At 60.9% G+C, this 14,161-nt stretch carries 13 protein-coding genes; 8 read left to right on the top strand and 5 right to left on the bottom strand.

Annotated elements, in window-relative coordinates; genetic code table 11:
- Positions 1 to 372 (top strand): FimD/PapC C-terminal domain-containing protein (locus tag BSU04_RS32360; protein ID WP_306427243.1); only part of this gene is annotated, 372 nt, incomplete at its 5' end.
- A 242-nt stretch (positions 373 to 614) separates the two neighbouring features.
- Here BSU04_RS32360 and BSU04_RS32355 read toward each other — a convergent pair.
- Positions 615 to 1,484 (bottom strand): LysR family transcriptional regulator, encoded by an 870-nt coding sequence (locus tag BSU04_RS32355; protein ID WP_089164358.1) that lies wholly within the window; start codon positions 1,482 to 1,484, stop codon positions 615 to 617.
- 283 nt (positions 1,485 to 1,767) lie between these two features.
- On the opposite strand from BSU04_RS32355, the gene BSU04_RS32350 reads away from it, so the two are divergent.
- Entirely contained in the window at positions 1,768 to 4,152 is a 2,385-nt protein-coding gene (locus tag BSU04_RS32350) for a bifunctional acetate--CoA ligase family protein/GNAT family N-acetyltransferase (protein WP_089164357.1), read from the top strand.
- A 105-nt stretch (positions 4,153 to 4,257) separates the two neighbouring features.
- Here the strand turns inward: BSU04_RS32350 and BSU04_RS32345 are convergent, their stop codons facing one another.
- Positions 4,258 to 4,803: a hypothetical protein gene (locus BSU04_RS32345; protein WP_089164356.1), complete on the bottom strand. Its 546-nt coding sequence runs from the start codon at positions 4,801 to 4,803 to the stop codon at positions 4,258 to 4,260.
- Positions 4,804 to 5,036: 233 nt separating this feature from the next.
- Complete coding sequence (locus tag BSU04_RS32340; protein ID WP_089164355.1) at positions 5,037 to 5,858, bottom strand: IclR family transcriptional regulator; 822 nt, start codon at positions 5,856 to 5,858, stop codon at positions 5,037 to 5,039.
- A 191-nt stretch (positions 5,859 to 6,049) separates the two neighbouring features.
- On the opposite strand from BSU04_RS32340, the gene BSU04_RS32335 reads away from it, so the two are divergent.
- The 5 genes from BSU04_RS32335 (at position 6,050) to BSU04_RS32315 (ending at position 10,919) form a co-directional block, all read left to right on the top strand.
- Positions 6,050 to 6,388 carry a UxaA family hydrolase gene (locus tag BSU04_RS32335; RefSeq protein WP_256983556.1) on the top strand — a complete coding sequence of 113 codons (339 nt, stop codon included), beginning with the start codon at positions 6,050 to 6,052 and terminating at the stop codon, positions 6,386 to 6,388.
- A gap of 4 nt (positions 6,389 to 6,392) precedes the next feature.
- The gene (locus BSU04_RS32330) at positions 6,393 to 7,682 is read left to right on the top strand and encodes a UxaA family hydrolase (RefSeq protein WP_089164362.1); all 1,290 of its coding nucleotides are present in this window, start codon (positions 6,393 to 6,395) and stop codon (positions 7,680 to 7,682) included.
- A gap of 35 nt (positions 7,683 to 7,717) precedes the next feature.
- On the top strand, positions 7,718 to 8,818 hold the full coding sequence (locus tag BSU04_RS32325; RefSeq protein WP_089164361.1) for an aldo/keto reductase: 1,101 nt from the start codon (positions 7,718 to 7,720) through the stop codon (positions 8,816 to 8,818).
- Entirely contained in the window at positions 8,815 to 9,657 is an 843-nt protein-coding gene (locus BSU04_RS32320; protein ID WP_089164353.1) for an amidohydrolase family protein, read from the top strand. Before BSU04_RS32325 ends, BSU04_RS32320 begins: the two co-directional genes overlap by 4 nt.
- Before the next feature lie 413 nt (positions 9,658 to 10,070).
- Positions 10,071 to 10,919: an ureidoglycolate lyase gene (locus BSU04_RS32315; protein ID WP_089164352.1), complete on the top strand. Its 849-nt coding sequence runs from the start codon at positions 10,071 to 10,073 to the stop codon at positions 10,917 to 10,919.
- Positions 10,920 to 11,284: 365 nt separating this feature from the next.
- On the opposite strand, the gene BSU04_RS32310 is transcribed toward BSU04_RS32315, so the two are convergent.
- Both BSU04_RS32310 and BSU04_RS32305 read right to left on the bottom strand, forming a co-directional pair.
- Positions 11,285 to 11,728, bottom strand: coding sequence for a PaaI family thioesterase (locus tag BSU04_RS32310; protein WP_089164351.1), 444 nt, complete (start codon positions 11,726 to 11,728; stop codon positions 11,285 to 11,287).
- Between the two features lie 301 nt (positions 11,729 to 12,029).
- Positions 12,030 to 13,163: an AGE family epimerase/isomerase gene (locus BSU04_RS32305; protein WP_089164350.1), complete on the bottom strand. Its 1,134-nt coding sequence runs from the start codon at positions 13,161 to 13,163 to the stop codon at positions 12,030 to 12,032.
- Between the two features lie 203 nt (positions 13,164 to 13,366).
- On the opposite strand from BSU04_RS32305, the gene BSU04_RS32300 reads away from it, so the two are divergent.
- A complete protein-coding gene (locus BSU04_RS32300) occupies positions 13,367 to 14,050 on the top strand; it encodes an MgtC/SapB family protein (protein ID WP_089164349.1) in 684 nt (227 codons plus the stop codon).
- Positions 14,051 to 14,161 lie beyond the last annotated feature (111 nt).

The following is a 14,161-nucleotide window of genomic DNA, read 5'->3' as shown; positions in this document are numbered from 1 at the left end:
TCTATAGTGATGATGAAGTACGAGACGGTGAGTGGACGGGCTGCATTGATTCAGGCGCCGAAACTGGGTGGTGGAGCGTTACCCTTTGGAGCGAGTGTGGAAGACGAACAAGGCAAGAGCGTGGGCGTGGTCGGTCAGGACAGCAGAATATTTGCACGCGGTCTTGAGGATCAGGGCGCGCTGACGGTGAAGTGGGGAAACGGTCCGGTTGAACAATGCCGGATTGCTTATACGCTGCCGAAGAAAGAGGCGAAAGCGTATAACCCCGGGTATTTGTCGCTGCAGTCGCATTGCGTGCCGGGAAGTGAAATGCAGGCGAGCGGGGAGGCGGGCATGACCAACGCAGCGATGCCGGCGACTGTTGCACGGTAGAGCTTGGTGGGGCTGACGTCTAAAAAAATGAGGGAAATATAATGACTTGAATCGGCCCTCAAAGCTGCTCGATGCGTATGGCGGTCCTGCTTGTCCGCATGAAGCAAGCGCCCGCAGTGGATCGGCGAATGCAAAAGCAAGCTTCGTCATTTCGTACCGGCAGGCATCCAATCGGACGATGTTGCCGGTTAAGTTCCATATCGTACTTCTACCGCAAGCCGGGATTAAGTCGAGACTTCCATTCAAACGGGCAGGGCTGCTTCATTGCGCAACCACTCGGCGAAGCCGGTTACGGTGCTGGTGTCGCGGTGCGCTTCCGGTACGTCCAGCCAGTATCCGAATGGGCCGCTGATCTCGACGTCCGACAGTCTCACCAAAGCACCCTCGGTCAACTCATCAGCAATCATGTTCAGATCCACAACGGCCAAGCCTACGCCGCGTCGCGCTGCATGAATTGCCTGCTGCAGATTCGAAAATTCAATGCCCTTCTCGGCATAATGCGGCGGCAGTCCCGCTTTCGCCAGCCAGTCCGGCCAGAGGTTCAGACGCACGTCCTCGTGCAGCACGTGTAGCGCGGGCAATCGATCCAGCAAGCTCTCGACCGGCGTCCCGGTGAATGACGCCGATCCCACTAGCGCGTGCCGCTCTACGATCAGCAGTTCCGACCACTCATGCGCTGCGGCGTCGCGCCCGAAGCGCACGCTGCAATGACATTCGTCGCTTTCCTGAGTGCGAATAGAAAGGTCGACGTCCGGCAATTGCTCCGCCAGTGCGCCTAGCCGTGACGAAAACCACTGCGTGGCGAACGTGGGCGGCAATGCCACAATCAAACGCTTGCGCTCGACGCTTCCCGTCAGATGACGCGTTCCGCGCTCGATCACGTCAAATGCCTCTGTCACCGACGGCATCAGCAACACGCCGGCCTGCGTCAGGCGGATTCCTTTATGGTCGCGCTCGAAAAGCTTCACGCCCAGTGACTCTTCCAGTAGCCTGATCTGACGGCTTACAGCTCCTTGTGTGACGCACAACGCTCGCGCCGCGCGATTGAAACTCAAATGACGCGCCGTTTCTTCGAAGAAACGCAACGCAATCAACGATGGAAGATGTCGCATAGTGATTCCTGACCGCCCAACCTTCTCGGTTTTCTTTGTGGCCGAGCAAACGTGCCTCCTCTGCGAACCAGAATCGCTCCTGTCCCGCGTTCGATCAAATTACCTTGGTTCCCGGTGCGAAACAATAGCCCGTTCGGTTGACGCTGAAACAAAATGAATTCTCATATTGGGCATCAGGATAGGTGAGAACGGTTGTTGAAAAAGGCGAGACATAGGCCATCCGGCTAGTAGTTGGAGGCTCGCGAATCGCCTATGCTGGATAGATCCCATTTACGGAGGCCGCATGACCGTACGTAACCTCGACGCACTGTTTAACCCGAAGTCGATTGCCGTGATCGGGGCGTCGCTGCGTGCGGGCAGTATTGGCGAAATGGTGTGGTCACGGCTAAGCGCCGCCAACTTCACGGGTCCGGTCTGGGCGGTGAATCCGAAGCATCGTCAGTTGAATGGGGCCGTGGTTTTTGCTGGCATCGACGACTTGCCTGATACGCCGACCGTGGCGGTGCTGTGCACGCCACCGCACACGTGGCCGGGGATCGTCGGCCAACTGGGCGAGCGGGGCACGCGGGCGGTGGTCATAGTCGGGCAGGCGCGGGAGCCGGAGGGTAAGGACTGGGCGCGCCGCACGCTTGCGGTTGCGCGGCCGTTTTTGCTGCGGGTCGTCGGTCCGTCGAGCGTCGGTGTGATGACGCCGGCTGTGGGCGCGGTGCTGGGGGCGCCGTCATGCGCCATCGCGGCGGGTGGGGTAGCGTGGGTATCGGCGTCGAACGCGCTGACCAACGGCGTGATGGGCTGGGCGAACGCGCGTGGCCTCGGTTTTTCGCGAGTCGTCGCGCTGGGCGACGAGGCTGACGTCGATGTGGGCGATATCCTTGATTTTCTCGCAAGCGACTCACGGACGCGCGCCATCCTGATGGCCATCGAATCGGTGCGAATGGCGCGCAAATTCATGTCGGCGGCGCGGGCGGCGGCGCGCAACAAGCCCGTGCTGGTATTGCGCACAGGCCACGACGATCCTTTCGATGCGCTTTACAGTGCTGCATTCCGGCGGGCGGGCCTGGTACGGGTGGATTCGCTAGACGACCTGCTTGATGAAATAGAGACTCTCGGCGTAGGCCGTGTCGCCGCAAGCGACCGGGCGACCGTCATCACCAGCGATCGCGGCGTGGCCGCCGTCGCCGCCGACGCGTTCGCCGCGGCCGGCGATGCGCTCGCGCTCTGGCCCGAGGCTGCGCGCGCGTCAGTCGCCGCCGTGCTGCCGCGCGCGCGTCTGGAGAACCCGCTGCAACTCGGAGACACCGCAACTGCCGCAGACTTCGGCGCGGCGCTCGAAGCGCTGGCGCCGCATCGCGAGACGGGGACCGCATTCGTGGTCCACGCGCCAACACACACCGCGCCTGTCGCGGAAGTCGCGCGCGTGCTGATCGAGCAGCAAAGCCACGCGTATCGCGGTTTGCTGGTTTGCTTTTTCGGCTGCGTGGACCAGGCCACGCGCGACGCGTTGCATGCCCACGGCATTCCCGTCCATACCACGCCTCAACGCCTGGCGCGGGGTTTTGCGCGGCTGGTGGATTATCGTCAGGGCCGCGAGCTGTTGATGCAGACGCCCGACGGGCCACGTCCTCAGACCCTGGTTGCGCTGGACAGCGCACAGGCTCAGGTCATGGCCGCATTGACGGCGGGCGTCGCGGAACTGGACGGCGAACGGGCGTCGCGGGTGCTGGCGCAATTTGGCATTGTCGTGAAGGCGGGGTCGGCAGGTCCGCGCAGCGTCGACGCCATCGAAATCGATGTCCGCTTGCTGAACCATCGCGTGTTCGGACCGGTGTTCGAGTTCAAGGCGGTTGGCGCGCTCGGTTTGCCGGACGCGTTGCACGAGTTCTCATTTCCACCGCTCAACCCGGTTCTGGCGCGAGATCTCGTGATGCGTTCGCCGAGGGCGCGCGAACTCCCTGCGGAGAATTTGCTGATTGCATTGACGGCCCTGTCACAGGCTGTCTGCGAGATCGAGCAGATTGTTGCTTTGAGGTTGACCGTGCGCGTGACCCGTGAGGCGGTCGTGGTGTATGAACCCCATCTGACGCTGGCCGCGCATCGCACGCCGCTCGCCATTCAACCGTATCCGCGGCAGCTGGAGGAGACGCTGGACTGGAACGGTTTGCTTATCACCGTGCGGCCGATCCGTCCCGACGACGAAGCCGCCCACAGCGCTTTCGTCTCCGCGATGTCGCCGGACGACTTGCGTCTGCGGTTCTTCAGTTCCGTGCGCAGTTTCGATCACTCGCAACTCGCCCGGATGACGCAGATCGACTATGACCGCGAGATGGCGTTTATCGCCGTCACGGGTGAACACGACGCTATCGAGACGCTGGGTGTGGTGCGCGCCGTTGCCGATCCGGATAACGAGACGGCCGAGTTCGCGGTCGCGGTGCGCTCGGATCTGAAGGGCAAGCGGCTGGGACTCCTGCTGTTGATTCGAATCATCGCGTATTGCCGGGCGCGCGGGACACGCTGGCTGATCGGCGAGGCGTTGCGCGAGAACACCGGCATGATCGGGCTCGCGCGCCGTTTAGGATTTGAGATAACGGCCACGGAGGACCCGGGTGTGACTGGTTTCAGGATGCGGCTGACCGAAACAGATGCACAGACCGGCGCGCTGCCGTCATGAAGGCTATGAAGGCTGTGCAGGTGGGAAGCGCTGGCATCCGGCCGCCGTGGTGAGCGGCCAGAATGTGCGCTGCAACATGCTTGTTTGCGACCGTAACTCGTCGAATCAGGCAGGCAGCTTTGCGAGCGCTTCGTCGACCTGTGCGCGCGATACGGCCAGCTCGTCCAGCCACGCATCGGCATAAGTGCTGTTGGTTTCACGCTCCAGACGCGCGATCGTCGCCGCGCAACGCGTAGCGTCCTTAGGCGTAGCAATAAACGCTTTAACCGACGCGCCCGAGGTGAACGCTTCGAACAGCGGAACGCGAATGTCGTCCGGCAGGGCGCGAGTGGTCCATTGATAAGGCTTGCCGTTGAACGACAGCTGCGGCGGCAGCACGCGTTCTTTCTTCGCGGCGGGAATCAGGCCGAAATTGCGCGCGGCGTCGGCAATCTGGTCGGCTGTAAAAAGTTCGTCCGCGCTAATGTCGAACTGCTTGATAAACGTTTCGATCGACTGCATAGCGGCCGCGCGGTCGTCGCGCTTTTGCTGCGCGCGAGCGACAATATCGCGCAGCTCGTCCGCTTCCTCGCTCGTGATCGTGAAGCTGGACTGCTTTTGCTGAAGCTCGGAGAAGCGCTGGAATTCGGGATCGGAGAGGAGTTTCGCCATTGCCTTGCGTAGAAAAAGACGCGAAACGTCGTGTGAAGCGACGATCCGCTTTTTGAGAGGGTCGCCATTCTAACGCGTCGCGCGGATCTGGAACCGGGCGAATCCGCGAACCGGATCTTCCCAACGAAGCGCCCCCGACTCTTCCAGCCGGATCTTCCCAACGAATTTGCCCGCGGAATCTGCCACCCTCGCCACCCTCGCCACCCTCGCCACCCTCGCCACCCTCGCCACCCTTAAGCCGCGCTTGAATCCCGGGAATCGCCGAACTCCACATCCGGTTCGCGAAACATCGACAGCGCCGCGGCCGCGTCACCAAGCAGCGCACTGACCTCGCTAATGGAAGGCGCCACGTATTCGTCGATACGCCTGAGATACGGGCACGTCAGCGTCGCAATCGCCTGGCCCGACGGCCCGAGCAGCGGAAAACTCACATCCATCACACCGAAGGTCTGCTGACTCTCCTTATGGAGAAAACCGTCCGCGCGAATCTGTGCGTACGCATTTTCCAGCGCGAGCGGATCGAGCGCTGACTCACCTTTCACACGCGTGTGCTCGGTCAGCATGTGCGTGCGCTGTTCCGGGCTCTGAAACGCGAGGATCACACGGCCTGAACCGGTATCGATCAAACCAACCCGCGCGCCGAGCCGCACGGAAATCCCCCACGTTCCTGGCCCGTCGACCTGCGCGATCACAAGCAAATTGCCCCGGTCATAGGCGGCGAGATGACACGACTGCTCCGCGCGATCGGCGAAACGTTGCATGACAGGCAAGGCTTCCGCGATCAGGCGGTTCATCGGCGGGTGCCGGTGCGCAAGCGCATACAACTTCAGGCTCAGCGAATAACGGTCGCCCGCGGGCGAGCGCACCACGTACTGCCGCGCGACCAGCCGCTCGAGCATCCGGTACATCTCGCTGGCGTTGCGCCCGAGCGATTTCGTGATCTCGGCACGCGTGAGTCCATCCTTTTGCTCGGCGAGCAGTTCGAGGATATCGAGACCTTTATCGAGCGCGGGCGCTCGGTAGCGTTCGGCGTCGGTGGGATCGTCTGCCTGCATGATGGCCTTCAGTTAAGTCGCTTAAAAACAAGATGCTAAGGGAAAACACGGACCGCCCAGCGGCGCACATAGCTTGACTTCGACTTGTCCGCATATGAATAATACGTTCACTGATAAATGATTGTACCGATGCAAACCCGCGGCATTGCCTATACGACCGCTGAATGCCGTTCGTTTTCAAGGAAGTCTCTGTGCAGCACACTCCTCATAAGCCCACTGACGCCCGGCTCATTCTGCAAAGCCCGCAGGACAATTGCCTGATAGCGGGCGCGCGCCTGGAAGCGGGGGCGCGGGTGGAGATCGAAGGGGAGATCGTCACGCTGGCGAAGACCATCGACCTTGGGCACAAAGTCGCACGCCGTGCGTTGCAGACCGACGAAAAAGTGCTTCGGTATGGCGCGATCATTGGCCATGTTACGTCGGACGTTCAGCCCGGTGAACATCTGCATACGCACAATCTCGAGAGCGACTATCTCCCGACCTATACCCACGACGCCGGCCATGCGTTCGTGGATCACCGGGACCGCTAAGCCGATGACAGCCACCACCACTTCGCCGCTTCAAGGCTTCCTGCGTGCCGATGGGCGCAAGGGCATCCGCAATGTAATCGCGGTCGCGTATCTCGTCGAATGCGCGCATCACGTGGCGAGGGAAATCGTCACCCAGTTTCGTCCGGCGTTCGACGCCTTCGACGACCCCGCTGCTGATCGCGAACCGCCCGTGCACCTGATCGGTTTTCCGGGTTGCTACCCGAACGGCTATGCCGAAAAGATGATGGAGCGGTTGACCACGCACTCGAACGTGGGCGCGGTCCTGTTCGTCTCGCTCGGCTGCGAGAGCATGAACAAGCACTATCTGGTCGACGCCGTGCGCGCGAGCGGCCGCCCGGCCGAGGTTCTGACGATCCAGGAAAAAGGCGGGACGCGCAGCACGATCCAGAACGGCATTGACTGGATTCGCGACGTGCGTGCGACGCTCGCGCAGCAACCGAAAGTGCCAATGGCGCTCGACGAATTGATCGTCGGCACGATTTGCGGCGGCTCGGACGGCACCAGTGGCATTACCGCGAATCCCGCTGTGGGCCGCGCCTTCGATGCGCTGATCGACGCCGGCGCCGCGTGTATTTTCGAGGAAACAGGTGAACTGGTCGGCTGCGAGTTTCACATGGAAAGCCGGGCCGCGCGGCCGGAACTGGGCCGTGAAATTGTCGCGTGCGTGGACAAGGCCGCGCGCTATTACTCCATCATGGGGCACGGTTCGTTCGCGGTCGGCAACGCGGATGGCGGCCTTACCACGCAGGAAGAAAAGTCACTCGGCGCGTACGCGAAAAGCGGTGCATCGCCCATTGTCGGAATCGTCAAACCGGGAGACATTCCGCCTGTCGGCGGCTTGTATCTGCTCGATGTCGTTCCTGATGGCGAACCGCGTTTCGGCTTTCCGAACATCAGCGACAACGCGGAAATCGGCGAACTGATTGCTTGCGGAGCGCACGTGATCCTGTTCACGACCGGACGCGGTTCGGTGGTCGGTTCGGCCATTTCGCCCGTTATCAAGGTGTGCGCGAATCCGGCGACCTATCGAAATCTATCCGGCGACATGGACGTGGATGCGGGCCGCATTCTGGAGGGCCGTGCCACGCTGGACGAAGTTGGCCGCGAAATATTCGATGCCACTGTGAGCGTGGCGGCAGGCGCCGCGTCCAAGTCGGAATCGCTGGGTCATCAGGAGTTCATCCTGACCTACAAGAGCTTCGATCCGGTTGGCCCGGCATGTCTGCCGGCGAGCGCGACGCCGCGACATGCTGTGTCGATTACATCGATTTGAGCCTGACTTTGAGCCTCGCAAACAAGTCCAACGCAATGAACCCAATCACCGGAAATCCCGTTGTGAAAAAGCGCAAAGTGGGCAAGACCTCGCTGGAAGTCACGGCGTTGTCGCTGGGCAGCGCACCGCTGGGCGGCCTGTATCACGACCTCTCCGAAGCAGACGCGCAAGCGACCGTTGACGCCGCGTGGCAAGGCGGTATCCGTTACTTCGATACCGCTCCGCACTACGGCCACACGAAAGCCGAACACCGGATAGGCGACGCGTTGCGCCAGTACTCGCGCGAAGATTACGTGCTGTCGACCAAGGTTGGCCGACGCTTTGTCCCGCGCACCACACCGTACGACGGCAGCGAAGGCTGGTCGGACCCGCTGCCGTTCCAGGCGATCTACGACTACACCTACGACGGCATTCTTCGATCGTTCGAAGACAGCCAGCAGCGCATGGGTATTGTCGATATCGATATCGTGCTGATCCACGATATCGGCCGCGTCACGCACGGTGAGAACAACGCGCGCTACTGGCGGCAACTAACGGACGAAGGCGGTTTCCGGGCGCTTGATGAACTGCGTACGTCGCGGGGCGTAAAAGCGGTGGGACTCGGCGTGAACGAAGGCGCTGCAATCCTGGAGGTGATGGCGGAATTCAACATCGATTGTGCGTTGCTGGCGGGACGCTACACCTTGTTGGAGCAGGCGGTGCTTGATGACCTGCTGCCGGAATGCGAGAAGCGCGGCGTCAGCATCCTGCTGGGCGGTGCGTTCAATTCCGGCATTCTCGCCCGCGGGCTGACGCCCGATGCAGCGCCAAAAGCGGACAAGCAAAAGTTCAACTATGGCGATGCGCCGCCGTTGATTGTTGAACGCGTCGACGCGCTGGAGCGGATCTGCCGTGCGCATGGCGTCGCTTTGTCCAGCGCGGCCCTGCAGTTTCCTTATGCGCATAAAGTTGTGGCCACGGTCCTGATGGGTGCACGAAATCCGGCGGAGGTGCGTTTGAACGCGGCTTCGTTCGCTGATCCGGTGCCTGACGCTTTGTGGGATGCGTTGCGAACAGCGGGTTTGTTGCATCGTGACGCGCCTGTGCCACGCTTGGATCAGGCAGGCATCGATCAAACCGATTCAGGAAAATCATGAGCGCTGAACGAATTGACGCGCATCAGCACTTCTGGGACCCATCGCGTGGTGACTATGGCTGGTTGACGCCCGAGTTGCAGACCTTGTACCGCGTCTTCGGTCCCGCTGATCTGAAGCCTCTTCGTGAAGCAGCCCACGTCGCGCGCACAGTGGTGGTCCAGGCTGCGCCGACTGTCGAAGAAACGCGCTACCTCCTTGATCTCGCTCGCGACGACGTATCTATCGCCGGCATTGTTGGCTGGGTTCCGCTTGATGCACCGAATAGTGTCGAGTTGATAGACGACCTGGCGCGCGAACCCAAACTCAAGGGCATGCGCCCGATGCTGCAGGATCTGCCCGATGACCGCTGGATCGAAAATCCTGCTCTGGCTCCGGCAATTCACGCGCTGATCAAAAACGATCTCGCCTTCGATGCATTGATTTTTTCGCGCCATGTGCCTTCGTTGACGATGTTCGCCGCGCGCTTTCCTGAGCTGCGAATTGTCGTCGATCATGGTGCGAAGCCGCAAATCAAGGATGGTCACGCAGCGTGGCAAAGCTGGGCGGACGGCATAGTGGAATTGGCCGCACTGCCACAAAGGCTGCTCTGCAAACTCTCGGGTCTGGCGACGGAAGCTGCCGCCGGTTGGTCTGTGGCAACGCTCAAGCCCTACGTCGATCATCTTATTGAGCATTTTGGGCCTGAGCGGCTGATGTGGGGCAGCGACTGGCCGGTGCTGAACCTGAACGGCGATTATTCAAAGTGGTTTGACGCAGCGCGGCAATTGACGGCGCACCTTGATGCGTCCGCACAGCAGGCAATTTTCGGCGATACCGCGCGCGGGTTTTACCGGCTGTGAAAGTTGAGAAAAACGCTAAGAATGAGCGCGGTATACCCGGAATTCCTCAACTGCAATTGCAACGAAAGCAGAGGATGGTAAAAGGATTGGCAACCCAGCTGTCCTCCAGCTGTGCCCTGTGATGCTGGCGAGAGCGGCCAGTCAGCGCTTAGGAGGCGTGAAACCTGCATTCCGAGGAATGACCCAAGCGAAGCGCGAGGGCAGGATAAAAAGGGATCGCGATGCTATCGTTGTAACCTGCGTTGTAACCCGCATCCGATGAATCATCGTTCACGACCGGCCCGAATCATTCAACTGAAAATTTGACCGAAAGCGATCGAAAGTAAGCTCGAGCGATCTCACCAGAAAGACGATCGCCCAAACCGAACATTTCGAAACCGAATCAAAACCTGAAAACTGAAGGATCAATCACGATGAAACTGCTGCGCTATGGGCCGAAGGGTCAGGAAAAACCGGGTTTGCTGGATCAGAACGGCAAGATTCGCGATTTGTCGAAGGTAGTCGACGATATCGCTGGCGCGGCGCTATCCGACGCCACGCTGGCCAAGTTGCGTGCGCTCGATCCGGCCTCGCTGCCTGAAGTGCCGGGCGAACCGCGCATTGGCCCGTGCGTGGGGGCCGTGGGCAAGTTTGTCTGCATCGGGCTGAATTACGCCGATCACGCGGCCGAATCGAACCTGCCCGTGCCGACGGAACCGGTGCTTTTCGGTAAGTGGACGAGCGCCATTTGCGGTCCGAACGACGATGTCGAAATTCCGCGCAACTCGAAGAAAACCGACTGGGAAGTCGAGCTCGGCGTGGTGATCGGCAAGGAAGCGAAGTACGTTAGCGAGGCGGACGCGCTGGATTATGTCGCCGGATATTGCGTGATCAACGACGTCTCCGAACGTGAATGGCAACTCGAGCACGGCACGCAATGGGACAAGGGCAAGGGTTTCGATACGTTCGGCCCGATCGGTCCGTGGCTGGTCACGAAGGACGAAATCGCCGATCCGCAGCAACTCGATATGTGGCTCGAAGTAGACGGACATCGTTATCAGAATGGCAGCACGAAGACGATGGTGTTCGGCGTGGCAGCGCTGGTGTCGTATTTGTCGAAGGTGATGAGCCTGCAACCCGGCGATGTCATTTCCACCGGCACGCCGCCGGGCGTGGGCATGGGTGTGAAGCCGTCGGCGGTCTACCTGAAGGCTGGACAAACCATGCGGCTGGGGATTCAAGGCCTGGGCGAGCAACAGCAGCGCACGGTCGACGCGAAGTAACTCTTCGAAGTAAGCCCTCGAAGCAAGCCTTCGAAGCAAGCCGCTTATTGCGACGCAACCAGGCAAGCCTGCGAGCAAATTAATGCCGGGCCGGTAGCAAAAAATAAGGTCGTCCCAGCGTCAGTTGGAACGACCTTTTTTACGGCTGCTTCAAGGCGATGGCTCAGCGGCTCCGGCCGGAGGGACGGTTCGTTGTCGTCATTCGAGGCGCCGACGCATCTAGGCAGCGGCTTCACCCCAAAAACGCGAATGTTTTCGCCGCGCTAACCTTTAGGCGCATAAAGCCGGCTCCGGACACTACCGCAGTAAAACCACCGCATTGGTGAAAGCATGAAAACGCCGGCAAACCGAGGCACCCAGCCCACTCACTCGTTAAACGCCGGCTCGAGTTCCGCAGCCATTTCGCTGATCCGATGAATGGTTCCCTGTGCGACCGCCACGAGCCTTTCGGCGCCGCCATCGGTGACATACACATCGCATTGGCAGGTCGCCTGCGTCATGCCGGCGTAGATCACCCGTGCGCGCGCCATTAACGTGCCGGAGACCGCCGGCCGCAAATAATTGATCTTGTATTCGCCAGTGACCACTTTCGGTCCCAAGCGCAATGCGCCAGCGAAGGTCAACGCGTTGTCGACGAGATAACTCACTACGCCGCCGTGCACGAAACCGTGTTGTTGCCGGAGTTCGTCGCGGATGGTCAGACACAGCGTGAGACTCGAGGAGTCGACCTGCATGAGCTTCGTACCCAGCAAGGCGCTAAACGGCTGCGCATTCAATGCGCCCCGTGCGATATCGACAATTTCGGCCATTCGGACACTCCTACACTTGGTTTCGGTCCAGTCAGCATGAGTCCCACAATCCGCATCGGGGCAGGAGCCTTCGTCGCGGTCCTGCACAAGACTGTAGGTAGCGTAGGGTCACTCCGCAAGGACGATCTCCAAATCGCGGACGAATTACCGGGTTTGCACGGGCTTTCTCAATGATTTTGAAACGAAAACGCGCAAAGCGTCCGGCATCGCGCTGATTTCTCCAGCCGCAATAAAAAACGCCTCGCGGCGTGGCGAGGCGTTTGAAGCGAGAGCGCCGGACAGACATGCCGGGCGCCAAATGTCAGGGCAACGCGGCGTAGGCGGTGGCAAGGTGATAAGGCGTTGTCGACGGCAATTCCGGGCGCATGACCACGCCTTCAGCCGACTGGCTCTCGATCCACCCTTGCGGTCGGAGAAAACGTCCGGCAAACCGCGCGATCTGGGCCGGCAGTTGTGCGCGCACGGACTCGTCCGCATGCGTTGCGAGGGCCCGCAGATATTCGGTCTGAGCCCAGATGCGTTGCGTCGAATCGATCACGCCGCCCTGTTCGTTCAGCGACGCCGCCACGCCGCCGGTTACCGGATCGACTCCGTGTTGCTGAACGAAATCGAATCCGCGGGCAAGCGCCCGGTTCAGGTCCGCTGCATCGAAGGCCGGGTGCCGGCTGGCTTCGACGAGAAACAGCCATTCAAACTGGTGCCCCGGTTCCAGCCAGTTATTGGCGCTGTTGATCACCAATTCGGCGATGCAGCCGGTTTCATCATGTACGAAAGCCTGCGCGAACGCGGCCGCAAGCTTTTCCAGCCGGCGATCGAAGACAGGGTCTGCGGTCGTTTCACGAGCGGCGAGCCACGCTTCGGTAAGATGCATCAGCGGGTTTTGTAGCGGCGGCCCGAGCACGGCGGAAAAATCTTCCGTCATCGCAGAACTGAACAAGCCGCCACCGCCATTACCCACGCCGCTAGTTGCCATTCGCCGTTCAATCACCACCGACGTTTCTTCAAGCACCGCCAGCGCTTCCTTCGCGGCCGCTGCACCGGCCCGTTTCGCATATTCCGCGCACGCAAAAATCACGAACGCATGCGTGTACAGGTCCTTGTGGCGCTCGTGCGGTGCGCCGTTTGCATCGACGCTATAGAACCAACCGCCGTTTGTTGTGTCCTGAAAATAGGTCCGAAGCGAAGCGAACAGCGTACCTGCGTGATCGATATCGCCCGCTTGCGAGAACACGAATAGCTGGCGAGCGCAGGCCATGGCGCGATATCGCTGCGGCGGCAAGGGCGTGCGGCCGTCCTCGGCGACGGCCTCGAACGCCAGCCGCAAGATCGTGTTGAAGCCGGGTCCTCGCCAGATCGGCAGCACAACACGTTTATAGTGCGCACGAAGGGCGGCGGCGGTCGGGGGCGTTGCGGCGGTCGGATCTAGGTCGTGCATACGGCTTTATCGATGTGGGTTGCGTGCGGCGGCGTGCGTGAAACATGTCCGGTGCGCCACACGATGCGGGGCACCAAGGATAAATCAAAATACCCGCGTGTCGGTACAACGGTGGTTTATCCGCGCTGCGCAGGCTGGCGACTTGTACGCGCGTCCCGCGCCATCATCCCATCACACAACACCTATAAGGAGCAAATCCACTTATGTTAAGCAATGTAGAACTCATATCTCGCTTGATTCTCGCCGCCGCGCTCGGCAGCGTGATCGGTTTCGAGCGCGAGCGGCTGTCATGGGCCGCCGGGCTGCGCACGCACATGCTGGTGTGTGTCGGTTCGACGCTGATCATGATGGTGTCGGCGTTCGGTTTCTTCGATGTCCTCGGCCGCGATCATGTTGTGCTCGACCCGTCGCGGATCGCCGCACAGGTCGTGTCGGGAATTGGTTTCCTCGGCGCGGGCTCGATCCTGTTGCGCGGCGAGATCGTGCGCGGCCTCACCACAGCCGCGAGCCTCTGGTCCGTGGCGGCGATCGGGCTTGCGGTCGGCGGCGGCATGTACACGGCATCCATCGCCGCAACGGTCATCATTCTGATCATCCTCGCCGGCATAAAGCCGCTGGAGCGGCGTTTCATTACCGTTAAGCAGCGGCGCCAGTTGACCTTGCTCGTCGATCGGGGAACGTTGAATTTTCATGCGCTGCATGAGGCGCTGGGCATCGGCAGCGTGCGTGTGAAGCAGTTCGTGGTGCAGCAAAGCGATGATTCCCCCGAGCTCGATGTCGTGAAGATTGAGCTTTCGCGGGTATCGTCGAATGAATACGACGCGATCTGCACGCGGCTGCGCGCGCTGGAAACCGTGCGGGAATTCAAGGAAGAGGGCTCGGCTTGAGACTCGGCTCGAGACTCGGCTCGAGACTCGGCTTGAGACCGCGCGCGTCCGTTGCGCGGGCGCGCAAGCGTGCGACAATGCGGCCTCGAAAACCCATGCAGCCGCTTTTTC

The sequence above is a fragment of the Caballeronia sordidicola genome, from assembly GCF_002220365.1.
GTDB lineage: Bacteria > Pseudomonadota > Gammaproteobacteria > Burkholderiales > Burkholderiaceae > Caballeronia > Caballeronia sordidicola_C.
Note: the sequence above shows the minus strand (reverse complement) of the source record. Positions and strands in the feature narration are given on the sequence as shown.

What these genes read in the sequence shown, in the direction of transcription:
- BSU04_RS32340 (WP_089164355.1), bottom strand. Translation starts at nt 5,858, where the DNA reads ATGCAGGCAGACGATCCCACCGACGCCGAACGCTACCGAGCGCCCGCG.
- BSU04_RS32345 (WP_089164356.1), bottom strand. Translation starts at nt 4,803, where the DNA reads ATGGCGAAACTCCTCTCCGATCCCGAATTCCAGCGCTTCTCCGAGCTT.
- BSU04_RS32350 (WP_089164357.1), top strand. Translation starts at nt 1,768, where the DNA reads ATGACCGTACGTAACCTCGACGCACTGTTTAACCCGAAGTCGATTGCC.
- BSU04_RS32315 (WP_089164352.1), top strand. Translation starts at nt 10,071, where the DNA reads ATGAAACTGCTGCGCTATGGGCCGAAGGGTCAGGAAAAACCGGGTTTG.
- BSU04_RS32300 (WP_089164349.1), top strand. Translation starts at nt 13,367, where the DNA reads ATGTTAAGCAATGTAGAACTCATATCTCGCTTGATTCTCGCCGCCGCG.
- BSU04_RS32325 (WP_089164361.1), top strand. Translation starts at nt 7,718, where the DNA reads ATGAACCCAATCACCGGAAATCCCGTTGTGAAAAAGCGCAAAGTGGGC.
- BSU04_RS32320 (WP_089164353.1), top strand. Translation starts at nt 8,815, where the DNA reads ATGAGCGCTGAACGAATTGACGCGCATCAGCACTTCTGGGACCCATCG.
- BSU04_RS32355 (WP_089164358.1), bottom strand. Translation starts at nt 1,484, where the DNA reads ATGCGACATCTTCCATCGTTGATTGCGTTGCGTTTCTTCGAAGAAACG.
- BSU04_RS32310 (WP_089164351.1), bottom strand. Translation starts at nt 11,728, where the DNA reads ATGGCCGAAATTGTCGATATCGCACGGGGCGCATTGAATGCGCAGCCG.
- BSU04_RS32330 (WP_089164362.1), top strand. Translation starts at nt 6,393, where the DNA reads ATGACAGCCACCACCACTTCGCCGCTTCAAGGCTTCCTGCGTGCCGAT.
- BSU04_RS32305 (WP_089164350.1), bottom strand. Translation starts at nt 13,163, where the DNA reads ATGCACGACCTAGATCCGACCGCCGCAACGCCCCCGACCGCCGCCGCC.